The sequence below is a fragment of the Bacteroidales bacterium genome (assembly GCA_012519055.1).
In the GTDB taxonomy this organism is placed as follows: Bacteria; Bacteroidota; Bacteroidia; order Bacteroidales; family Salinivirgaceae; genus JAAYQU01.
The window spans coordinates 69,933-92,909 of record JAAYQU010000049.1; the positions used below are offsets into that span (position 1 = coordinate 69,933).

A 22,977-nucleotide genomic window follows, 5' to 3' on the forward strand; every position below is an offset into this window, starting at 1 on the left:
AAACCTTTTATGGCTCTTAAAGATAAGAACATTATTTTAGGCATAACAGGGAGTATAGCAGCATATAAAGCAGCTTCTCTTTGTCGGTTGCTTGTTAAAAATGGTGCAAACGTAAAAGTAGTTATGACGCCATTGGCAACACAGTTCATTACACCCGTAACCATGGCAACCCTTTCCCAAAACAGTGTTCTTATCGACTTTTTTAAACATGACGACGGCTCATGGAACAGTCACGTTGACCTTGGCTTATGGGCTGATCTTATGTTAGTTGCCCCTGCGTCAGCCAATACAATGGCTAAAATGGCAAACGGCGTTTGTGACAATCTACTATTAACAACATATCTGTCCGTACGTTGTCAGGTAATGTTTGCGCCGGCTATGGATATGGACATGTTTAAGCACCCTGCAACCATACAAAACATTGAAAAATTAAAATCGTTCGGGAACATATTTGTTGAACCAAACGACGGTGAACTTGCAAGCGGGCTTATTGGGAAAGGACGCATGGCTGAGCCGGAACAGATAATTGCGGAGGTAAAATCCTTTTTCAGTCAAAAAAAAAAATTCAACGGTAAAACCATATTAGTTACTGCAGGACCAACGCACGAACCTATCGATGCAGTGAGGTTTATAGGTAACCACTCATCAGGGAAAATGGGTATTGCCATCTCTAAAGAGCTCAGCAACCAAGGAGCAAATGTAATATTGGTTTTAGGTCCCGTTGCAGAAGTACCCCAAATACCCAATTGTAGAATTGTAAACGTTACTACAGCCAAGGAGATGTATGATGCATCGTTTATTGTGTTCCCCGAAACAGACGGAGCAATACTTTCGGCTGCTGTTGCCGATTTTACACCAACAACAAAAAGTGACCGCAAAATAAAAAGAACCAGCGACTCGTTAAATATATCGCTAAGTCCTACTGATGATATCGCTGCAGCATTGGGGAAACAAAAACGGAGCAATCAGTTTTTATTAGGATTTGCATTGGAGACCGACAATGAGTTAGAAAACGCAAAACTAAAAATGAAGAAAAAAAATTTAGATCTAATAGTTCTTAACTCGCTAAATGATGATGGAGCTGGATTTGGCTACGATACAAACAAAATTACTATATTGACGAAAAACGGAACCACCAAAGAGTTTCCATTAAAGTTGAAAAGCGAGGTAGCTAAAGATATTTTAAAAGCAATACAAGAAATAATCTAATTTTTATGCGATACTTATCAATACTCTTTATTTTATTGACCTTTTCTGTTAGTGCGCAGGAACTTAACTGTCATATACAAATAAATTCAAGTAAAATACAACAGTCTGACAGAACTCTGTTTGAGCAGATGCAGAGAGCTGCGTATGAGTTTTTTGCCAATAATGTTTTTACAGAACACAAAATGAAAATTCAAGAGAGAATTGAATTTAATATTGGTATAATTTTACACGAAGAAATGGGGTCTAATGAGTATAGGGGAGAAATCCAGGTAACTTATGCGAGACCAATATTTGGTTCAGGGTATAATTCGCCGGTGATTGATATTCGTGACGAAAACGTTATATTTAGATTTTCGATAGGAGATGTTATAGAGTTTAATTTGAATTCAAGTACAGGCTCATTGGCATCATTATTAACTTATTATGCATATTTGATTCTTTCTATAGATTACGACACATTTGCACCTCTTGGCGGACAAGGATTTTTAAAAATAGCAAGTAGGGTAGTTGAAAATGCACAAAGCGATCCATCTCCCGGTTGGCGTAGTTTTGAGAATAACGGTAAGAATAGAGCAGCTATTATCGAAGAGTTGATGAATGATATGTATGAGCCCTATCGTATGTGTCTGTACGAATATCATAGACTTGGATTAGATTATATGCACGAACAACCAGAACAAGGACGTACCGCAATTATTGAGGCGTTAGAAAAATTACGCCCAATATATCAGCGAAGACGTGATTCGTACCTGTTAGCACTATTTATTAGAGCCAAAAGTGACGAAATAGTGCAGATATTTTCAGAAGGATCTCCAGATGAAAAACGCAGAGCATACAACATTATGAATGCCATTGACCCAGCTAATCAAGATAAGTATAAGAAAATAATGTCTCAGGGTCGATAATTTTTTTAACTAGAAAAGTCATTGTAATTTTCTATCCCAAAACGTTATAGTTAATGATAAAATATAACGAACGAGTTTAAAAGTCGTATTAAATCATTAATTTAGTGGGATATTAATAAACGTCGTCATTATGCTTTCCAAGATTTTTGTTCAGAACTATATATTAATCGACAGTTTAGAAATAGCATTCGACAAAAATTTTTCTGTTCTCACGGGCGAAACCGGTTCTGGGAAATCTATTTTATTAGGAGCATTGGGCTTGGTTGTCGGAAATAGGGCAGACACATCTGTACTGAAATCAGATGATAAAAAGTGTATTATCGAAGCGATGTTCGACATTGCCAATTACGACCTTCGACACTATTTTGAGGAAAACGAAATAGACTATGACGAGCAAACCGTATTACGTAGGGAAATAAGCCCACAGGGAAAATCGAGAGCTTTTGTTAACGATACTCCAGTAAATCTCAGTGTGTTGCGCGAATTGGGAGAAAGGCTAATTGATATACATTCACAGTATGAGACTTTAAATTTGTCGAACCGTGAATTTCAACTCTCATTGGTAGATACCGTTGCACAATGCCACGAAAAAGTTAAGGAGTATCAGCAAGAGTGGCACCGATTGCTAGAAATTCAAAAGAAAATAGAGCAATTACAAGCTAAAAATTTAGAATTTAAAGACAAACACGATTTTCTAACCTATCAGTATCAACAACTTAAAACTGCTAAGCTCCAATCGGGAGAGTTAGAGGAATTAGAATCAGAGATGAAGCAGTTGAATAACAGCGAATTAATTATTGGGAATTTATCATCTATTATTTCTATTGCCCAACACGATAATGGACTATTGATTGAACTAAGTCGTTACGAACAGCTTATAAGCGAGTTATCCGACTTTTTACCACAAGCCACTGAATGGAAATCGAGAATTGAGTCATCAAAAATTGAAATTCAAGAAATCACCCGAGAAGTCGAGCGATATGCCGACTCTTTTGAATTCGATGCACAGCGACTTACACAAGTAAGCGACCGCGTTAGCACTCTGTACGACCTTTTGCAAAAACACAAAAAGCATAATATTGACGAACTGCTAGAAATGCAAGAAAGGTTAGAAAAAGAGATTTCTGAATTTGAATCGTTCGACGTACAACTAGAGACATTGCTGAAAGAAGAATCTGTGCAAAAATCAGTGGTAAATAAATTTGCAAAAGAAATTTCGAAAGCTCGTATAGCCGTTTTCCCAGAAATAGAACAAAACATTGTTGAATTGCTGAAACAACTGGGTATGCCGCACGCGCAGTTTAAAGTTAGACATCAACTAGTTGAGCCGGGAATAAACGGCATAGATGAAATTAGATTACTCTTTTCGTCTAATAAGCAAATAGCACCAGACGAAATTGGGAAAATCGCCTCAGGAGGTGAACTGTCGCGTTTGATGCTAGCGTTGAAAACCATATTAAGTGATCGCTTAGACTTACCAACCATAATATTTGATGAAATTGATATAGGTGTTTCAGGAGAAATTGCCGATAAAATGGCACGTATTATGGCGCAAATGGCGCAAAATATGCAAGTCATAAGCATAACGCACCTGCCACAAATAGCGGCTCAAGCACATAAACATTACCTAGTTTACAAGGAGATTGAAAACGACGCTTCAACAACTAAAATTCGAATGTTGACTGATGAAGAAAGAGTTATGGAGATTGCACAGATGCTAAGTGGCGAGCAGTTGGGAAAAGCAGCAATAGAAAATGCACGCGAGCTTTTATCAAATAGAACTATTTTAAACAAATAAAATCTTTAATTAATACTTAAAAACATGTCTTACAATCTTTTAAAAGGGAAAAAAGGGATTATATTTGGAGCCCTTAATGATAAATCAATAGCTTGGAAAGTGGCAGAGCGAGCACACGCTGAGGGAGCAACTATGATTTTAACAAACACGCCTATCGCTCTTAGAATGGGAGATTTAAAATCATTGGCAGAGAAAACAGGTTCGCATATTGTTCCAGCTGACGCCACAAATGTCGACGATTTAGGCAATTTAATTGATAAATCAATTGAGTTGTTAGGAGGTAAGTTAGATTTTATTCTTCACTCAATAGGGATGTCGCCTAATGTTAGAAAAAAATTACCCTATGATGATTTGAATTATGATTATTTTCATCAAACATTAGATATTTCATCACTGTCGTTTCATAAAGTGCTGCAAGTGTGTCATCAAAAAGATGCCTTAAACGAATGGGCCTCAGTAGTAGCTTTATCGTATGTTGCAGCACAACGCACACTGTTTGAATATAATGATATGGCAGATGCTAAAGCATTATTGGAAAGTATTGCTCGTAGCTTTGGTTATATTTACGGAAGACAGAAAAAAGTTAGAATAAATACAATTTCACAATCTCCTACATTAACAACAGCAGGAAGTGGTGTAAAGGGTATCGACAGACTTATGGATTTTACTGAAAGAATGTCACCGCTTGGCAACGCTTCAGCAGATGAGTGTGCAGGGTATTGTATCACTCTTTTCAGTGATTTAACCAGAAAAGTAACCATGCAAAACCTTTTCCATGACGGTGGATTTTCAAGCATGGGTATGAGCCAAAGTGCAATGATGCAATATCACAAAAGCTTTGAAGACAAGTAGAATGATAAGTGGTTTTAGAAACTTTAGATAAGTTTTTTATCAAAACATACTAATCTGTTTTTAATGCACTTATATTCAACAATATATTTAGTATGATATGCTTTATAGCATATGTTTGTTTGGACTAAAACTTTTGCGGAAGCAAAATCGTATTGCTATTTTTGTAAAAAAACATAAAAACCGATAAAAATAATTAAGTCATGGCAAAAATGACATCAAAAGATTACATTGACAGAGAATACAAGTATGGAGCGCATAATTATGAGCCACTTCCAGTTGTATTAGAACGAGGCGAAGGCGTTTACCTTTGGGACGTTGAAGGCAAAAAATATTATGATTTTTTATCTGCTTATTCGGCAGTTAATCAAGGACATTGCCACCCAAAGATTGTTAAAGCTCTAATCGATCAAGCTCAAAAGTTAACTTTGACATCGCGGGCATTTTATAATAATGTATTAGGCGAATTTGAAGAGTTTGTAACGAAGTTTTTTGGCTACGACAAAGTTCTTCCAATGAACACCGGAGCCGAAGCTGTTGAAACAGCCATTAAGCTTACTCGCAAGTGGGCATATTTAGTAAAAGGCGTTCCCGAAAATGCTGCAAAAATAATCACTTGTGAGAATAACTTTCACGGACGTACCGTAACCATTGTTTCAATATCAACCGATCCGGTTGCAAGAAAAGATTATGGTCCTTACACTCCAGGTTTTGTTACAATTCCATATAACGACTTGGATGCATTGGAACGTGAACTTAAAGATTCAAATGTGGCAGGATTCCTTGTTGAACCAATTCAAGGAGAAGCAGGTGTTTTTGTTCCCGATGAAGGATACCTAAAAAAAGCATATGACCTTTGTAAAAAACACAATGTACTATTTGTCGCAGACGAAGTACAAACAGGTATCGCACGTACAGGAAAAATGTTAGCATGCGATCACGAAAATGTACGTCCCGATATTTTGATTTTGGGTAAAGCCATTTCGGGAGGTGTTTTCCCAGTATCATGTGCTTTGGCAGATGATGAAATTATGATGACAATTAAGCCCGGACAACACGGTTCTACATTTGGAGGAAATCCAATAGCAAGCAAAGTTGCGATTGCTGCTTTAACAGCTATTAAAGAAGAAAAAATGTTGGAAAATGTTGAAAAAATGGGCAAAATTTTCCGTCAGGAAATGAAGTCAATAAAATCAGATATGATAAAGTTAGTGCGCGGTAAAGGTCTGTTAAATGCCGTTGTTATAAACAATAAGCCAGGAAGAACTGCATGGGACGTTTGTATAGAAATGGCAAATAACGGTGTTTTAGCAAAACCAACACATGGAAATATTATCCGTTTTGCTCCTCCTTTGGTAATTACCGAAGCACAAATGAAAGATGCTGTTGAGAGAATAAAACTATCATTTGAAAAATTTGATTAGACACAATTAAATTAGCAATTAGATATGCAGAGACGTCATATTATGGCGTCTCTACTTTTTTTCACAAAGTTGACTTCAAAGGTTATTAACACACACACTTTGAAGAGAAAAAATATTTATGTCAGAAATTAGATGCTTATTTTTATCTGCATATAAACAAAAATGATTAAGTTTGCAAGTGAACACATTATACCAATTGTAATTTTAAAATAGTCTAATCTTTTTAAAACCTTACAATGGTAAATACCGATGTCACTGATACATAGTTCAAACGAACGATAGTGAAGTTTAGACTATAGTAGATGTCCAATCGGTAAAAACACTGTTTTAGCTCATAACAAAAGATGATAATAAAATGAGAACAAAATCCCTGAAAATATTATTTCTTTTACTTATTTGTTGCGGATTAAATGCACAAGCACAAAAATTTGAAATAAAGAAAAACCCAATCTGTTTACCCGATACAGCAGAATTTCGTTATGTATCACAAAATTTGACTTCGGTAACATGGAAATATCCTGCAGATGCTACTATCATTTCCTCAACAGCAGATGGCACTGGATTTCAAAGAGTTACATTTAGCACACCGCAATCGAAGACCATAATAGCTACCGCAATTGTTAATGGTTTTCAACATATAGATACTTTGATAGTTAATGTTTCGCAATTGTTTGAATCATACGTTAATAGAACAATTGAATTTCATCCTACGGCTACATATGTCCTTAATATGTCGGCAAGTATTAACAACCCATTGTCAATTGCGCCACATTGGTACACCTGGACAATTAATGGTCAAAGTACATCTCTTCCTCAAGATGTATCAATTCATTCACATATATTTAATGATGAAGGAGATCACATTGTAAGATTAAATGTGAGAGATGCAGGAGGTTGTACAGTTGAGATGGATACTACAGTTACAACTGTTAAACTTTTTGAAGCACCTAACGTTTTTACACCTAATAATGACGGAGTAAACGATAATTTTATTGTTAAAAGCACAGGTGATATTCCTTTCAGCATCGAGATATACGACCGTTCTGGCATTATAGTTTATAAACCTAATTTGACAGTTACCCAATTAGTTTGGGATGGAAGAAACAGTGCAGGAATAGTAGTTAAGCCCGGGGTTTATTATTATGTGATAACACCAGAAGATACTAGTATAGAGCCCCTTAAAGGATTTGTTCACGTATTTCACGAGGAGAAATAAAAAGGGTAAGCCCCCTGTATCGCACCGCTACAACCACCTACCCTTGCTTCCTTCCGAACCTGGGGGATTTGGTGGGAGCTGGTCGTACAGAACTTACCCGGCACAAAAATACAATTTTTAGAGATAATTGCAATAGATTTCAGTTACTTTTTGCAAACTAATACTGCGTGTAAATAGGAAACTTAATTAGTATGAATGTATTCGGCACTATAAATTTATGAGACAAACATGCCAAGTAAATTTGATACAGTGTCGTACTTATCATAAAAATTGAGAGTTACAGATATCTTAAACTGAAGAAAAAATATTTTAAGTGATTATCGTAGCAGACAGCGGTTCAACCAATACAGTTTGGTATTACTCATCACCAGAAATTAAAGGAACAGTTCAGACATCGGGACTTCATCCTGACAATCTTGATAGCTTTTCTCCAAATGATTATGAGCAAATTATGTCTCTAATGAACAAATCCGGGAAGTTGTATTTTTATGGATCGGGATGTGCTACCAAAGCAAGACAAGAGACAACATTTAATTGGCTTAAAGAGCGATTTCCATTGTTTGATATAGTAGTGCAGTCAGACCTTATAGCCTCGGGATTAGTTTTATACGGAAGCCAGCAGGGAATTGTTGGGATTTTGGGAACAGGAGCATCAATGGCTGTCTGGAGAGATCAAACAATGAAGATGCCTATTCCGTCCCTTGGCTGGGCAATAGGAGATGAGGGAAGTGGTGTTGATATTGCAAGTCGATTTTTTAAAAACTGGTATAGTGGAAAGTTTCCCGATTCTTTAGTTAAGCTACTAGACTCAAACGATAATTTGCCAAATGCAATTGATTTAATAAGTGATGTTTATAGTTCGAAACAACCTAACAAAATAATAGCATCATTCTGTAATGAGATTTCCAAGCTAACAACTTTCGATTCGGTACGAAGAATAGTACAACAAGCCTTCCACGATTATTTCGATTACTACAGCAATCTGTTGCTCAGCAACAAGGATCTGCCCATAGCTTTTACAGGAGGGGTAGCCAATGGATTTAAACCAATATTAACAGCTGTTGCAAAAGCACGAGGCTATGATATCTTCTCGATAATAGAGAACCCGATAAAAAAACTAGCAGCCTACCATATCGCCAGCTATTCAGATTTATCAAATAGTTTTTGAATATCCTCCTCCGTTTCCTGCAGTTCAGATTTACACTCAGTTAATAGTGAAATGGCACGTGATATTTTGTTACGCACCACATCTATGTCGGGTGGATTTGATTCAATAAATTCAATAATTGACTCAATCTCTTGAATTTTTTCTGTATAGCTTAAACTCTTTTTAGCCATTGTTTTTTATATCGTTACAAATTATACCAATTGTAATTTTAAAATAGTCCAATCTTTTTAAAATTTTATAATTGTAAATACCGATGTCTAATCGGTATTAATTAACACAAAAGTACGACAATAGTTTTATAAATACAATGTTCTTTTGTTTAGTTATAAAAAGTTGTTTTAAGAGGGATTTACGTTTTCATCAAAATATTCTGTTTAAATTTGCGGTATAAATATATATTTCATGCCTACTAAGAATAAAGGTATTACAAGCACAAGCGAACAAATAGTTTGTGTACATACGCATGATGACTTTGGTGGAACATCTCTTATTATTTCTGAAATAATTGAGGGATTATTAGAAAAGGGTTATCATATTGAGCTTTATTCAGCAAAGTCAAAACACAAAGGTTTTTTATCAACTTTTACCAATATCAAGCGGTATAACTACCATTATCGAAGATCGAATAATTCCTTTCTGTTAGTTATTTATCTTTTTGTATCGCAATTTCTACTCTTTTTTAAGCTACTGAGATATTACAATAAGGACGTTATTTTTTACATTAATACCTTGATGCCATGGGGAGCAGCTATTGCCGCCCGTATAATGAGAAAGAGAGTGGTTTTTCATGTACATGAAATTTCTACGAAACCACTGTTTGTAAAAATGTGGTGCAAGTGGGTTGCAAAACATACCGCACACGATCTTATTTACGTGTCAGAATTTGTAAAAATCAAAAAATTAATTGACGCACCAAGACGATTTGTAGTGCATAATGCCTTGTCGCCTAGATTCGTTAGAAATACTATCCCAAATTACCATAGAGACGAGTTTATTGTCTTAATGCTCTGTAACTTAAAAATATACAAAGGTGTAATTGAATTTGTTCAGATAGCCAGATTGTTACCTCAATATAGCTTTGAATTAGTGTTGAACGCTACTGACGATGAAATAAACTCTTTCTTCAAAAATATTCGATTTAGCGAAAATCTTGCTGTACATGGTTCGCAGCCGAGTGTCCACAGATTTTACGCACGGGCAAGCGTAGTTCTTAACTTATCGCATCCGGATAAGTGGCTTGAATCGTTTGGAATGACTGCTTTAGAGGCAATGAATTATGGACTTCCTGTTATTGTGCCTCCACGTGGAGGGATTTCCGAACTTGTTGTTGATGGATATAACGGTTACCACTTGTCATATACCGATTTGGATAAAATTGTTGCGACAATAATAAAAATTGCAGAAAACCCAGATTTATATTTGGAGCTATCAAATGGAGCAAGAGAGATGGTCGAAAAATTTAGTTACACAGATATGATCGAAAACATAGAATCTATATTAAAAACAGGAAAATTAAAGGGAAAAGCTTTAGAGTCAGTAATATAAGCTTGCTTGTTAACTTTACAAACAAGTTTGAGAAATATTTATGTAACTATATTACAATCAAACTATGTTTTTTATTATTAAATCAGTATTGAATTAAGCGGTTTATACATAAAGCTTTATAGTTTGTCAAATATTGTGATTTTTGGAGCATAAAATTGCTTGATTAATATATAAAATGTAAATTTGCACATTAGTATTACAGAATATGGGATAATAAGTTTTGTTGATTATTGATGAATTGATATTTTTTAATTTGAAAAATACAGAGTCAGTGAACGAAAGAATATTTTGATAATCATTAATTATCAGTATTTTTTCGTATAATTGCGAAAACCTATAATTTATAGTAAATAAAAAATGCTCTTTTAAGTTAACTCAACAGTCAATTGTATGATAAAAGCAAATATAGTTGCGTCATTTTGCAGAAAACGATTGATGCAAGCAGCAGTAAGCATAATAATAATCTCTCTTTTATTTTTTAGTTATCCGGGTTTCGCGCAGCAGGATACAGAGATTGAACTTGCAAAGAAATATGCCGAATTTGGTTTTCGTGAAAAGGATTACGACTTTGCTTTAGAGAATTATCTAAAGCTGTATGAGCTAGATAAGAAAGATATTAATATAAACTTCAGAATAGGAGTCTGTTATACAGAGACAAATAAAGATAAGACAGGCGGTATCTCATATTTAGAGTACGTTGTTTCACACAATAACTTCCCACGCGAAGCTCTATACTATCTAGGAAAGGCCTATATGTTTAACTATCAATTTACAGAAGCAGTTGAGGCTTTGTACGAATATAAGATATATGGTATTGATAGAGAAATACTTGCTTCTACTGAAAGGCTTATTGATATGGCATATAATGCCAGAGAGTACATAAACCAACCCAAGCCAGTAAGATTTGAACTTCTTGATACTGCTGTAAACTCTATTATGAACGATTTTAGACCGTTAGTAACTTCTGACGGAAAAAAACTGTTTTTTACAAGTAATCGAAGATATGTTGACGAATTGGCAACGAATGTTAACGATATATACATGTCAGAATCAAGTCGCGATAGTTGGGGTAAGGCAAGAATGTTGGAAATTAGTACTTTCGATCATGAAGAGGTTGTCGGAATTGCTCCCAATGGTGATATGTTGATGATTTTCTGCGATGGCTACTATTCTAGTAAAACCATAAAAATGGCCACAAGAAAAGGGAAAAAATACGAACTTGTTTCTCAAGATCGTCTTCCTGCAGATTTAAATTCACCCGCATTTGAACATGGAGCATGCATTAATACCGAAGGAACGATGATTATTTTTGCAAGTGACAGATTGGGAGGATATGGAGGTATGGATTTGTATAAAATAGAGAAAAAAGATAGGCGTACATGGGGAAGTGCTCAAAACTTAGGAAGCCAAGTAAATACCCCATTTGATGAAAACTTTCCAACTCTCTCCTATGATGGACGAAAACTGCACTTTTCATCAAATGCACACTCTTCAATAGGGGGTATGGACCTGTTTTATTCTACATATAATGCAGCGGATTCAAGCTTCCAAAGACCTTTAAATCATGGATTTCCTATAAGCACACCTTTCGACGACATTTCTATCTCATTTAATGCTGATGAATCTATTGCATACGTCGCAACTACGCGTAATGAAGGAATAGGAAACTTGGACATTTATAAAGTTCACGTTGGCAAAGAATCTACCAAAACAATCATTATTGCAGGTCTTGTTATGATTGGAGATGAAAACTCTTCAGTGCCATACGAAATGGACTTTGTAAAAGTGTATGCCACTGTATATGACAAACAAGGTAACCTGTTTTCGAAATATGATCTTGATGAAAGTGGACAGTTTTTTATAACACTCTATCCGGGTGAATATATTTTAGACGTCAGATTTGATAAGGCAACTACAGGTTACAGGGAAAAAATTACTTTAGTTGAATCAGAAGATGATGAGCCAATATTTAAAACTGTTTATATAAAGCCTCTGCAATAAATCATATAATATAAAGCTACTTATAATGTTTTCTAGAGTTTTAATGTTATTTGCTTCGCTAGCACTAACATCGGTGTGTTATGGGCAAATGACACCAAAAAATGCTGATGAACATTTCCAAATGGGAAATTACGAGCAAGCACTTAAAATTTACGAACGCTTATACAAACAAGACTCCACAAATACCGAATATACATATAGAATAGGTGTTTGTCATTTGAACCTGACATATGATAGAGCTAAAGCTGTTCCTTTTCTCGAAAAAGCGTCAACAATGAAAGGCGTTTCTAACTTTGTGTGGTTCGATTTAGGTTCGGCATATCGTTACACCGGACAGTACGATAAAGCTAAAGAAAATATTGAAAAGTTTATTGGAATTACGAGAGATAATTACGAAAAGGCTCAGGCAGAACTGATGTTAAAGCAACTTGAAAATGCAAAAGTATTAATGTCAAAGCCTGTAAATGTTAAGTTTAATAATTTAGGAGGGAATATTAACTCAGAATACGATGACTTTTATCCGTACGTAGATATAAAGAACAAATGGATGATATATAATTCACGTAGATTATTCAGTAAGTGGGAAGAAGCGCGTATTGTTAATGTCCATAACGCTGTTTTCAAAAAAAATGAATGGAAACGTTCAATGCGTTCGAAATCAGTAAATTCAGCTGAAAATAACTACATTGTGGGGAAAAGTTCCAATGATGATTTTATTTTCATTAAGCCTTACAGATACGAAATTTACGAAGACATAATGATGATTGATGTTACAAAGGGTAATATTGGAGCTCGCCCTGTAGTACTACCAGAACCTGTAAATACGAAAGACGAGGAGAGTGGTGCCACTCTTTCGCCAACAGGCGATACTCTTATTTTTGCATCGGCTCGAAAAGGTGGAGTAGGGGAGTTAGATCTATACATGTCTGTTAAGTTACCGGACAATTCATGGGGTACACCTGTGAATATTGGAAATCAGATAAATACACCATACAATGAGGACTATCCAATGTTTTCATCAGACGGAAAAAGCCTCTACTTTGCAAGTCAAGGACATACAAGCATGGGAGGTTATGATATTTTTGTTTCAAAATTCAATCAATCTGACGGCACATGGGGAGCACCAAGAAATTTAGGATATCCAATTAATAACTTCTACGATAATTACACAATCTGCTATACTCAAAATAGCAGGTATGCATACGTTGCCGATGTTAGACCGGAAGGGTTAGGAGGCTACGACATTTATCAACTTGTATTTAAAAACGAAGAGAAAAGTATCCATTTACTTAAAGGGATAATATCAAAAGGTTCAGTATCAGCTAAACAACAGCTTACAGAAGCTGACAGCATACAAATATCTATTTATAACGAGCAAACGAATGAACTTGTAGGTAAATATAAAATTGACTACTCAAGCGGACGTTACATAGCTGCCATTTTTCCGGGAACCTATGTTTTAAAAGTAGAATCAGCAACCTGTAAAACCTTGAATCACAAGTTTACAATTCCTGATATGCTTGCAGATGAGGAGTTTGATTTGGGAGAATTGTTCCTTGAGGCAATTAGCAATTAAGTTAAAAGTTAAAAGGTGAAAGTTAAAAGTAGGGGAACGTACGTATTCCACTCATATTAAGTCAATTGAATGTCGATGTAATGTAGAGACGTCATATCATGGCGTCTCTAAGTTAAAAGTTGAAACTAGAGGCAGGGCATGCCCTGTCTGTACAAAAGTAGGGACGACCCTCGTGGTCGCCCAAAATGAAAATGACAACAATAAAGAAAAAATAACAAAAAAGATTATGTGATTGTAGAGACGGAGCATGCTCCGTCTCTACGTGAAATCCAGAAAGCAATATTTAAAATACATACTACAAATGGAAATCAATATAAGAAGACCCTTGGTTTTTTTCGATTTGGAAACCACAGGAGTAGATGTTTCAAATGATAGAATTGTTGAAATAGCAATGCTCAAAATTTCTCCGGGAGGTAAAGAAGATGTTTTTCAGAAAAGAATAAACCCTGAAATGCCAATACCCCCACAAGCTTCGGAAATCCATGGCATTTATGATAAAGATGTTGAAAATGCGCCACGCTTTAAAGAGGTTGCAAAAGAGGTAGCTCAATTTATCGAAGGATGTGATTTAGCAGGTTATAATTCTAACAAGTTTGATATACCGTTGTTAGCAGAAGAGTTGTTAAGAGCTGGTGTTGATTTTGATTTAAGAAGAAGCAAGTTTGTAGATGTGCAAAATATTTTTCATAAAATGGAAAAGCGTACATTGTCAGCAGCATATAAATTTTACTGCAATCAGGAGTTGGAGAATGCACACTCGGCGCTTGCTGATGCCCGTGCAACTTATGAAATATTGAAAGCGCAGTTGGATATGTATCAAAACGTACCGTATGACGATGGCAGGGGTAATAAATCTTTTGAAGTTGTAAATGATATACCCGCTTTATCGAAATTTTCTGCACAAAATAAAAACGTTGATTTTGCCGGTTACATAGTATATGATGACAAAGGCGTACCCGTAATGAATTTTGGTAAACATAAAGGTCGTTCAGTTTCCGAAGTATTTGATACTGACCCAGGTTATTACGGTTGGATATTGGATAGTAAATTTCCCGCATTTACCAAAAAAGTACTGACAGAAATAAAACTAAGTAAACTAAATGAGTAGCTTAAAAGCAATTAGCAATTAACAATTAACAATGACAATTATTCAGTTGAATATCAATCTGTTGTAGAGACGTCATATTATGGCGTCTCTGCTGAATGCCAATAAGTTGTTGAGACACAATGCATTGTGTCTATACGTTGAAAACGCTGCCCGCGTAAACAATACGGTGTATTGAGCGAAGTCGAGATGTAAAAGTAGAGATGGAGCATGCTCCGTCTATACATAATTGCACATTGTTCATTGTCTTAAAGTAATACATTAAAAATGAAGACAATATGTATAGTAAGCAACTATGCTGAAAGTGCAAAAGAGCAAGACAATCAGATAACTGAAAATCCTATATTTTTTTTAAAACCAGAAACAGCTCTTTTAAGAAAAAACCAACCCTTTTTTTATCCCGAATTTTCAAAAAATATTCATCACGAGGTAGAGTTGGTATATAGAATTTGCAGAGTAGGAAAAAATATTTCGCAACGCTTTGCACACAGATACTACGATGCTGTTGGAGTAGGAGTAAGTTTCACTGCAAGAGATATTTTAGAACAGTGCAAAACGCAAGGATTGCCATGGGAAATTGCAAAAGCCTTCGATAATTCTACAGCAATAAGCGACAATTTTATCGAGATAGCGCAGCTACCCAATATAAATGAAATTTGCTTCAGGCTAGAAAGAGATAGTGCCGTGGTTCAACACGGAAAAAGCAGTGAAATGATTTTTAATATTGACAAAATAATAGCCTACGTTTCAAAGTTTGTAATGTTAAAAATAGGCGATTTGATATTTACGGGGACACCTGCAGGTACAGGCAACATCGAGATAGGCGACAACTTTAAAGCCTATATAGATAATAACTTGATGCTAACAACAAAAATTTGTTAGCTTGTAAGCATAAAAAGCTTATCTGCAATTTGATACAGTTCAGTTTTATTTATTGGTTTTAACATAAACTCAGCAAAACCCATTTGAAGAAGGCTTGTTCTTTCCGATTCCATAGCATGTACACTTTGAGCTATTACTGGTATTTTATTAGACTGTTTTTTCAACTCATACATGGTGTCAATACCGTCCATCTGTGGCATTTTGATATCCATGATTATTAGGTCGAATTTAAAAACCTTAATCATTTCTAAAATCTCTTGCCCATTTTTTGCATGACTCACCCGGGCGTTTGTTGGCTTTATATAGTTTCTGAGAATTTCAAAATTTAAAAACTCGTCATCTGCAATTAAAATATGTTTATCGTTCCAACATGGGAAAACCTGTTCGTTCTTTTGCTTGGTTGTTTCATCATGTAGTAATGGTAAGATAAAATAGAACATATTGCCCCAGGTATTGCTGGTCTCAAAATTCAAATTGCTGTTGATACTTTGAACTATTTGGCAAGTGTGAAATAGTGGTGATAGGTTTTCGTCATCTAATTGACTATGGTTAGTGACACCCATGTTTTGCCATTGATAAATAGCAGTTTGAGTGCTGATAGGAACATTTATTCGACTGTCGTCAACATAAAATCTGATTTGCTTATCGACAACCTTGTATCCAATTTTTATAATACCTTGTTCTTTGTATGTAAATGCATTCTCTATAAGAAATTCAAATGCCCTGATTATTGCTTTTTGATTAGAGTACAATTTGAATGATGATGCTACTTGCGGAAATGAAAAAACAACTTCCAAAAACTCGTTTTCTATCTGTTTCTCTTTTACAAATTTAGTAGTTTCGGCAGCAATAACGTTAATATCACAAATATCAAAATCGTGTGTTGAAGAGATTATTTCACTACTGGTTTTAACCATTTTGTTTAAAATGCGTTCCAACGCTTTACCAGAAGCATGAATTTTTTCGAGATACATTTTTTGCTTGTTGTCTATATCGCTTCCCAACAGCATATTAGACGAAAATGTAGTTATGGTTTGAATAGACTCCTGCATATTATGCTTCGAGAAATCAATTGTTTCAGCCTTTGTTTTTAAAAAGCTGTTTGTCTTCTGCTCCTTTTCTAATAACCGACCGTAACCGGAGGACATTAAAGTATGTTTTTCCTCTAAACTTTGATAATCTTGTTCTAAGCGCTTTTTCTCCTTTAATTCAGAATTTAGCTGAAGCGTTTGGTTTTTACGCCCTTTATAAAGTCGAAACAAAATAATGGTTAAACCCCCGGTCAGCAATATAAGGGTTGCTACTGTTATGGCATGTCTTAAGCTGCTTTTCTGCGTTTTAGTTAGAAGTAATTTTTGATATGTTTCAATTTCCTTTTCTTTTTCTCCCATATTATAAATAAAGGCCAATTGAGACATTTTATCCTCTTTGTCTTCAGTAATTAGCGAGTCGGTTATAAAAATTGTTTTTTTAGCAAATTGTAATGCCTTTTTCAAATCATTTTTGTTTTCATATATGTCAGAGAATAGGTTATAGGCTCTCTTTTTGATTTTTAAATCTATTGAAGTTTCCACTTCCGGATATACTGTCAGAAGCATCAGCTCAGCATTGTCAAATTGAGACCGCTTTATCAATATTTCTGTAAGAGTAAGTTTCAGTGATACGATATCTTGCTGTGCATTAATCTTGTTCGCCAAATCTAAAGCGGTCATTGCATAATGGAAAGCAGAATCGAGCATATCTTTTTTTATATATAGACCCGCTAAATTTTGGCAAGTCTGTATTTGTCCAATTATGTTGTTTGATTGTTGCTCTTGCTTGATAGCTTTGTGGTAATAGAACAGAGCAGAATCCATGTGTCCAAACTTCTCTTCTATTTGACCGGCGTTGTCTAAAATCATTGCTCTTAAAGAAACATCATTAGTATTATTAATATGTTTTACCGCTTTTTGGATGGTTGCTTTAGCCATATTTCCTTCGTTTATTTCAAAGTATAGTGCGGCTAATGCATTTTGTGAGCAAACTAATGTTTCCGATTCCTCTAAGTCGTGTCTTATTTTATAGGCTTTTAACAGGTATTCCATTGCCTTTTCGTAAACCCCCATTTTAGTAAGCAACATGCCCCAGCGGTTATAGTTGCTTGCTATCCTCGACATTTCAGATGAGACATATAACAGCGAGTCCATCTCTTTTAAAGTGTTGTAGGCTTTGTTGTAATCCTTAAGCATTAGGGCAGCACGGCTCTCTAAATCATAAATTTGAATCTTTAAGTTTTGATTTTCATTTACCTCGGGTAGCTGTTTAAGGGAATCGATAATTTTAATAGCCTCTTTCGGGTTTGCATTAATCAAATCAGAAGTTTTCAACAACTTTTTGTAGATGTTAGAACCATTTACACTGCTCAAAGGGGAAAAGAAAAGTAGTGATAGTAGTAATAATGATAGCAGATGCTTTGTTCTTAGCATAATCTTTTATAAACAAATAAATTGGATTAGGTACGGAGAAAAGCCTCAATTTTTATGCCACAAACAGATAGAGCTTAATGCTTGAATCTACTAATAACTAATATAAAATACACAGATATTCAGTCGGACTAAAATTTATATACAAGCTCTAGTTTAATATCACAATAAAGAGTTATAAAATTCATATATTTGTAAAAATATTTCTGCTTTGATATTTTATTTGTTGGTCAATGTTTTTCAATAAGTTTATTGAAAAAAGTACTTTACGACAATAAAAATCACACTGTTTATAACGGAACAACCAACATGCTAATCTAAAGTTGATAACCAAAAGTATGTTTATAAAGCAAGTGAGTTTTCCATATTTTGAAACAAATTTATGCTAATGAATAGTAATTATTTGGAAGAATTGAATGAAGCCCAATTAAAGGCAGTTGTTGATTTTAACTCTCCCAGTTTGATAGTAGCAGGCGCAGGTTCGGGGAAAACGCGAGTTTTGACTTATAGAATAGCCCATTTGTTGCATAACAATGTGCCACCATATAAAATTTTAGCACTCACATTCACAAATAAGGCTGCCAAAGAGATGCGCGACCGTATATCACAATTGGTTGAGCCTGAAAAGGCAAGAAGTATATGGATGGGCACTTTTCACTCAATTTTTGCACGTATTCTGCGATACGAAGCCGAGTATATTGGTTACGACAAAAATTTCACAATCTATGATACAACAGACAGTCAAAACCTGATAAAAGCAATAGTTAAAGAGAGACAGTTAAACTCTAAAGATTACAGGGCAAACCTTATTCATGGGAAAATAAGCAGAGCAAAAAATAATCTCGTAACACCAAGAATCTACGCTTCTAATAGTGAGCTTATTAATCATGACAATATGAATAGAATAGGCGAAACTTATATGATATACGAAATATATCAAAATAGGTGTAGAACCTCAAATGCAATGGATTTCGACGATTTGCTGTTGAATATGAATATTCTTATACGCGACAATCCTGAAATTTTAAAAAAATATCAAAACAAGTTCAGCTATATTTTGGTTGATGAGTATCAAGACACAAACTTTTCGCAATATCGTATAATACGACAGTTAAGTGAGTTGCACAGAAATATTTGCGTAGTCGGCGATGATTCACAAAGTATTTATGCATTTAGAGGAGCGCGAATTGAGAATATTTTAAACTTTCAAAGCGATTACCCCGACTATAAAGTATTTAAGTTAGAGCAGAATTATCGCAGCACTCAAACTATAGTGCAAGCAGCTAATAGCCTTATTGCAAAAAACACAATGCAACTGCCAAAAACAATATATTCCAAAAATGACTACGGCTCCGCAATAACTATAAGCGAAGCCATAACAGAAAACGACGAGGCTTTTAAAGTTGCAGAGTATATTATGTCAGACAGTTCTGAATTGGAAATGCCCTACAGTGAAATTGCTGTTTTGTACAGAAATAATTCTCAATCGAGAATTTTTGAAGAGGCGTTCCGTAGGCGAAATATACCATATAGAATTTATGGAGGAATAACGTTTTATCAACGAAAAGAGATAAAAGACTGCATCGCTTATTTTCGAATGGTTGTTAATCCCAATGACGATCAAGCCCTTCTTAGGGTTATAAATTATCCAGCGAGAGGAATTGGCAAAAATACTGTCGAGCGAATAGAGAGTGTTGCTTTAAGTCTTAACGTTTCAATATGGCAAGTAATTAGTTCAGACATTGTTAACAAAATAAATATACAGTCGGGCATTGTTTCAAGAATACAAAAATTTGTTGACTTTATATTAGAACTACAACGCGTTGAACAAGAGATGGATGCTTATGATTGTGCAATGCATGTTGTTAGGGTGTCAGGATTATATCAGGAATTATCGGAAGATAAAACAACAGAGGGTTTAGATCGCTTGCAGAATGTTGAAGAGCTCTTTAACGGAGTTAGAGACTTTGTAGCAGAAAACTACAATGAAACAAGTGATTTAGTGAGACTATCTGATTACGTTGAAAATGTTTCGTTGTTGACAGATTTTGATAAAAATGAAAAAAACACAAATGTCGTTTCGTTAATGACAGTACACGCTTCCAAGGGGTTAGAGTTTAAAAGTGTGTATTTAGTTGGAGCAGAAGAATCTTTGTTTCCCTCAAGTATGTCGATCGGAAGATTGAAGGATGTTGAAGAGGAGAGACGTCTGTTTTACGTTGCACTCACACGAGCCAAGATAAAAGTAACCATATCGTGGGCGAGACAACGAAATATGTACGGAAGTCTCGACACACGACAAATGAGTCGTTTTGTCCATGAAATTGATCCTGAATATTTAGTTCACACATCAAGTTATTCATCTCGAACGGAAGGGACAAGATTAAAAGGCTATAGTTTCCAAAAAAGCAACGGAGCGGGCTTCAATTTTGATTTTAGAAAAAATGTTAATGAACAAAAGCCATCACTAAATATTTTTACAAAACAGGCAGATAAAAATTATGAAGGTGTTTTTATCGAGTTTGCGACTTTACCAATAGGACAAAAGGTTTTACATCAAAAATTTGGCAAGGGTATTGTAGAATCAATTGAGGATGAAGGAACAAACACAAAAGCAATAATTAATTTTGAAACCGGCAAAAAAACACTTTTGCTTCGTTTTGCCAGATTGCAACTGCTAGATTAAAACCGATATTTTTAAAACAAATATTCAACTAAAAAATAGCAAAGCACTTGTTAGACACCACTCGTTGTTTACAAAATTATAATAACTATATTTGCATAACTGAACACAATATTAATCAGCACAATTATTAACAAACAGAATTTTTTAAATAAAAACATGAATTATAATACAGAACGTGAAAAACTTATAATGCCCGAATATGGGCGATATATCCATCAATACGCACAACATATAAAAACCATAGAATCGCGCCAAGAAAGGACACAAGCAGCGCATGCGCTAATATCTATTATGGCAACTCTAAATCCGGGATTGCGCGATTCGTCTGACTACAGACGGAAACTTTGGGATCATTTAATGATTATTACGGACTACGAGTTAGACGTTGATAATCCCTATCCAATGCCCGACAGAGCAATGTTAGAAGAGCGACCATCTCCTGTTAAATATGACTTTAAAGAGATAGATAAAAGACATTACGGCAAGTTGATTGAGCGTATGGCAAAAAAAATACCAGAGTATGAAGGGGAAGAGAGAGAAGTGCTTATATCTCTGATTGCCAATACAATGAAAAAGAACTATTTGAATTGGAATAAAAATGCTGTTGACGACTCAACTATTTTAGAAGATTTAAGGCGATATGTTCCAAAGGGTGTTGAAATACCAGACGATTTACAACTGTTAGAGACACGAGATTTGGTTAATCGTTCAGCATCAAGCCAGAGGGGCAGTTCAAAGTCACAACAGAAGCATAGAAGTCGCAGACAAAATAAAAAGAATAAATAATGGCAACATTTGTAGTTGAAGGGGGAAAACCGCTTAAGGGCGAGATAATTCCACAAGGTGCTAAAAATGAGGCATTGCAAGTAATTTGTGCAGTTTTGTTAACATCTAAACCTGTAACCATTAATAATATCCCTGATATTAGGGATGTTAACAACTTAATAGAACTACTGCGTAGCATGGGAGTTAAGGTTCGGCAAAATTCAGTTTCGAGCTACACTTTTCAGGCTGATGATATCAACCTAGATTATCTTCATACCGAAAATTATCAAAGGCAAAGTACATCTCTGCGTGGAAGTATTATGATTGTGGGTCCTTTGTTGGGACGTTTCGGAAAAGCATATATTCCACAGCCAGGTGGAGATAAAATAGGACGCAGGCGATTAGACACCCATTTTATAGGACTGGAAAAATTAGGTGCAAAGTTTAAATATAATACCAAAGAGGGGGCTTATACAGTAAAGACTAGTGGATTGAAAGGCACATATATGCTGCTTGATGAAGCATCGGTTACCGGTACGGCAAACATTCTTATGGCAGCAGTTTTAGCCAAAGGAGAGACAACAATATATAATGCGGCTTGTGAGCCATATTTACAACAGCTCTCTAAGATGTTAGTAGCTATGGGTGCCAAAATACAAGGTATAGGTTCAAATAAATTGATCGTAGAAGGTGTCGACGAGCTTGGAGGTACGGAACATACTTGCCTGCCTGATATGATTGAAATAGGCAGTTTTATTGGACTTGCGGCTATGACTGAGTCGGAGATAACAATAAAAAATGTATCGTATCAAGATTTGGGAATAATACCAGATGTATTTAAACGAATGGGAATTGCTATGGAGTTGCGTGGTGACGACCTTTATATCCCATCGCAATCGCATTACGAGATTCAAACTTATATTGATGGAGGTATATTGAAAATTGATGATGCTCCATGGCCAGGATTTACCCCGGACTTGATAAGTATTGCATTAGTAGTAGCAACACAGGCACGGGGAAGTGTACTTATTCATCAAAAAATGTTTGAATCGAGGCTATTCTTCGTTGATAAATTAATTGATATGGGTGCACAAATCATATTGTGTGATCCGCATAGGGCGACTGTGATAGGTTTAGATAAATCTCAAAAACTACGTCCAACAGTTATGACAAGCCCGGATATTCGTGCAGGAGTCGCGCTTCTGATTGCAGCACTAAGTGCCGATGGTGTCAGTAAAATACACAATGTTGAACAAATTGACCGCGGTTATCAACGTATTGACACTAGGTTAAGGAAAATAGGTGCACATATTACGCGTATTGATTAACTGAACTTTAACAAATATTTAATAGCAGTAGAACAAAATTGGATTTGTTTTTGTTAGT

17 protein-coding genes and 1 other RNA gene are annotated in these 22,977 nt (G+C 35.3%); 15 read left to right on the forward strand and 3 right to left on the reverse strand.

Annotated elements, in window-relative coordinates; translation table 11 throughout:
* Window positions 1-9: 9 nt before the first annotated feature.
* The 6 genes from coaBC to GX311_10765 all read left to right on the forward strand — a co-directional run bounded on the left by coaBC (window position 10) and on the right by GX311_10765 (window position 7,401).
* Complete coding sequence (coaBC, locus tag GX311_10740) at window positions 10-1,209, forward strand: bifunctional phosphopantothenoylcysteine decarboxylase/phosphopantothenate--cysteine ligase CoaBC (protein ID NLK16859.1); 1,200 nt, start codon at window positions 10-12, stop codon at window positions 1,207-1,209.
* Window positions 1,210-1,214: 5 nt separating this feature from the next.
* The gene (locus GX311_10745) at window positions 1,215-2,114 is read left to right on the forward strand and encodes a DUF4835 family protein (GenBank protein ID NLK16860.1); all 900 of its coding nucleotides are present in this window, start codon (window positions 1,215-1,217) and stop codon (window positions 2,112-2,114) included.
* A gap of 130 nt (window positions 2,115-2,244) precedes the next feature.
* On the forward strand, window positions 2,245-3,912 hold the full coding sequence (gene recN, locus GX311_10750) for a DNA repair protein RecN (GenBank protein NLK16861.1): 1,668 nt from the start codon (window positions 2,245-2,247) through the stop codon (window positions 3,910-3,912).
* A 24-nt stretch (window positions 3,913-3,936) separates the two neighbouring features.
* Window positions 3,937-4,764, forward strand: coding sequence for an SDR family oxidoreductase (locus GX311_10755; protein NLK16862.1), 828 nt, complete (start codon window positions 3,937-3,939; stop codon window positions 4,762-4,764).
* 209 nt (window positions 4,765-4,973) lie between these two features.
* Window positions 4,974-6,185, forward strand: coding sequence for an ornithine--oxo-acid transaminase (gene rocD, locus GX311_10760; protein ID NLK16863.1), 1,212 nt, complete (start codon window positions 4,974-4,976; stop codon window positions 6,183-6,185).
* A gap of 355 nt (window positions 6,186-6,540) precedes the next feature.
* Window positions 6,541-7,401, forward strand: coding sequence for a hypothetical protein (locus tag GX311_10765; GenBank protein NLK16864.1), 861 nt, complete (start codon window positions 6,541-6,543; stop codon window positions 7,399-7,401).
* Here GX311_10765 and ffs read toward each other — a convergent pair.
* Window positions 7,402-7,500: signal recognition particle sRNA small type (ffs, locus tag GX311_10770), an RNA gene on the reverse strand. It lies immediately after the preceding gene.
* A 214-nt stretch (window positions 7,501-7,714) separates the two neighbouring features.
* On the opposite strand from ffs, the gene GX311_10775 reads away from it, so the two are divergent.
* Window positions 7,715-8,569, forward strand: coding sequence for a hypothetical protein (locus tag GX311_10775; GenBank protein ID NLK16865.1), 855 nt, complete (start codon window positions 7,715-7,717; stop codon window positions 8,567-8,569).
* On the opposite strand, the gene xseB is transcribed toward GX311_10775, so the two are convergent.
* Complete coding sequence (gene xseB, locus GX311_10780; protein NLK16866.1) at window positions 8,542-8,739, reverse strand: exodeoxyribonuclease VII small subunit; 198 nt, start codon at window positions 8,737-8,739, stop codon at window positions 8,542-8,544. The two genes, GX311_10775 and xseB, sit on opposite strands and share 28 nt — an antisense overlap.
* 232 nt (window positions 8,740-8,971) lie before the next feature.
* On the opposite strand from xseB, the gene GX311_10785 reads away from it, so the two are divergent.
* The 5 genes from GX311_10785 (at window position 8,972) to GX311_10805 (ending at window position 15,678) form a co-directional block, all read left to right on the forward strand.
* Entirely contained in the window at window positions 8,972-10,114 is a 1,143-nt protein-coding gene (locus GX311_10785; protein NLK16867.1) for a glycosyltransferase family 4 protein, read from the forward strand.
* A 390-nt stretch (window positions 10,115-10,504) separates the two neighbouring features.
* Window positions 10,505-12,115: a hypothetical protein gene (locus GX311_10790; protein NLK16868.1), complete on the forward strand. Its 1,611-nt coding sequence runs from the start codon at window positions 10,505-10,507 to the stop codon at window positions 12,113-12,115.
* 25 nt (window positions 12,116-12,140) lie between these two features.
* Window positions 12,141-13,691, forward strand: coding sequence for a hypothetical protein (locus GX311_10795; protein NLK16869.1), 1,551 nt, complete (start codon window positions 12,141-12,143; stop codon window positions 13,689-13,691).
* Between the two features lie 301 nt (window positions 13,692-13,992).
* The gene (locus tag GX311_10800) at window positions 13,993-14,799 is read left to right on the forward strand and encodes a 3'-5' exonuclease (protein ID NLK16870.1); all 807 of its coding nucleotides are present in this window, start codon (window positions 13,993-13,995) and stop codon (window positions 14,797-14,799) included.
* 264 nt (window positions 14,800-15,063) lie between these two features.
* Window positions 15,064-15,678 carry a fumarylacetoacetate hydrolase family protein gene (locus GX311_10805; protein ID NLK16871.1) on the forward strand — a complete coding sequence of 205 codons (615 nt, stop codon included), beginning with the start codon at window positions 15,064-15,066 and terminating at the stop codon, window positions 15,676-15,678.
* Here GX311_10805 and GX311_10810 read toward each other — a convergent pair.
* Window positions 15,675-18,143, reverse strand: a complete 2,469-nt coding sequence (locus GX311_10810) for a response regulator (protein NLK16872.1) — start codon at window positions 18,141-18,143, stop codon at window positions 15,675-15,677. The genes GX311_10805 and GX311_10810 overlap by 4 nt on opposite strands.
* 385 nt (window positions 18,144-18,528) lie before the next feature.
* Here GX311_10810 and GX311_10815 point away from each other — a divergent pair, with 385 nt between their 5' ends.
* From GX311_10815 to murA, 3 genes are all read left to right on the forward strand, one after another.
* Entirely contained in the window at window positions 18,529-20,826 is a 2,298-nt protein-coding gene (locus GX311_10815; protein NLK16873.1) for a UvrD-helicase domain-containing protein, read from the forward strand.
* A gap of 156 nt (window positions 20,827-20,982) precedes the next feature.
* Complete coding sequence (locus GX311_10820; GenBank protein ID NLK16874.1) at window positions 20,983-21,612, forward strand: DUF4290 domain-containing protein; 630 nt, start codon at window positions 20,983-20,985, stop codon at window positions 21,610-21,612.
* Window positions 21,612-22,919 (forward strand): UDP-N-acetylglucosamine 1-carboxyvinyltransferase, encoded by a 1,308-nt coding sequence (murA, locus tag GX311_10825; GenBank protein NLK16875.1) that lies wholly within the window; start codon window positions 21,612-21,614, stop codon window positions 22,917-22,919. The genes GX311_10820 and murA overlap by 1 nt, the downstream gene beginning before the upstream one ends.
* Window positions 22,920-22,977 lie beyond the last annotated feature (58 nt).

Bases quoted from the DNA above. Each gene is read 5' to 3' on its own strand.
- coaBC (NLK16859.1), top strand. From the start codon at position 10: ATGGCTCTTAAAGATAAGAACATTATTTTAGGCATAACAGGGAGTATA.
- GX311_10745 (NLK16860.1), top strand. From the start codon at position 1,215: ATGCGATACTTATCAATACTCTTTATTTTATTGACCTTTTCTGTTAGT.
- recN (NLK16861.1), top strand. From the start codon at position 2,245: ATGCTTTCCAAGATTTTTGTTCAGAACTATATATTAATCGACAGTTTA.
- GX311_10755 (NLK16862.1), top strand. From the start codon at position 3,937: ATGTCTTACAATCTTTTAAAAGGGAAAAAAGGGATTATATTTGGAGCC.
- rocD (NLK16863.1), top strand. From the start codon at position 4,974: ATGACATCAAAAGATTACATTGACAGAGAATACAAGTATGGAGCGCAT.
- GX311_10765 (NLK16864.1), top strand. From the start codon at position 6,541: ATGAGAACAAAATCCCTGAAAATATTATTTCTTTTACTTATTTGTTGC.
- xseB (NLK16866.1), bottom strand. From the start codon at position 8,739: ATGGCTAAAAAGAGTTTAAGCTATACAGAAAAAATTCAAGAGATTGAG.
- GX311_10785 (NLK16867.1), top strand. From the start codon at position 8,972: ATGCCTACTAAGAATAAAGGTATTACAAGCACAAGCGAACAAATAGTT.
- GX311_10790 (NLK16868.1), top strand. From the start codon at position 10,505: ATGATAAAAGCAAATATAGTTGCGTCATTTTGCAGAAAACGATTGATG.
- GX311_10795 (NLK16869.1), top strand. From the start codon at position 12,141: ATGTTTTCTAGAGTTTTAATGTTATTTGCTTCGCTAGCACTAACATCG.
- GX311_10800 (NLK16870.1), top strand. From the start codon at position 13,993: ATGGAAATCAATATAAGAAGACCCTTGGTTTTTTTCGATTTGGAAACC.
- GX311_10805 (NLK16871.1), top strand. From the start codon at position 15,064: ATGAAGACAATATGTATAGTAAGCAACTATGCTGAAAGTGCAAAAGAG.
- GX311_10810 (NLK16872.1), bottom strand. From the start codon at position 18,143: ATGCTAAGAACAAAGCATCTGCTATCATTATTACTACTATCACTACTT.
- GX311_10815 (NLK16873.1), top strand. From the start codon at position 18,529: ATGAATAGTAATTATTTGGAAGAATTGAATGAAGCCCAATTAAAGGCA.
- GX311_10820 (NLK16874.1), top strand. From the start codon at position 20,983: ATGAATTATAATACAGAACGTGAAAAACTTATAATGCCCGAATATGGG.
- murA (NLK16875.1), top strand. From the start codon at position 21,612: ATGGCAACATTTGTAGTTGAAGGGGGAAAACCGCTTAAGGGCGAGATA.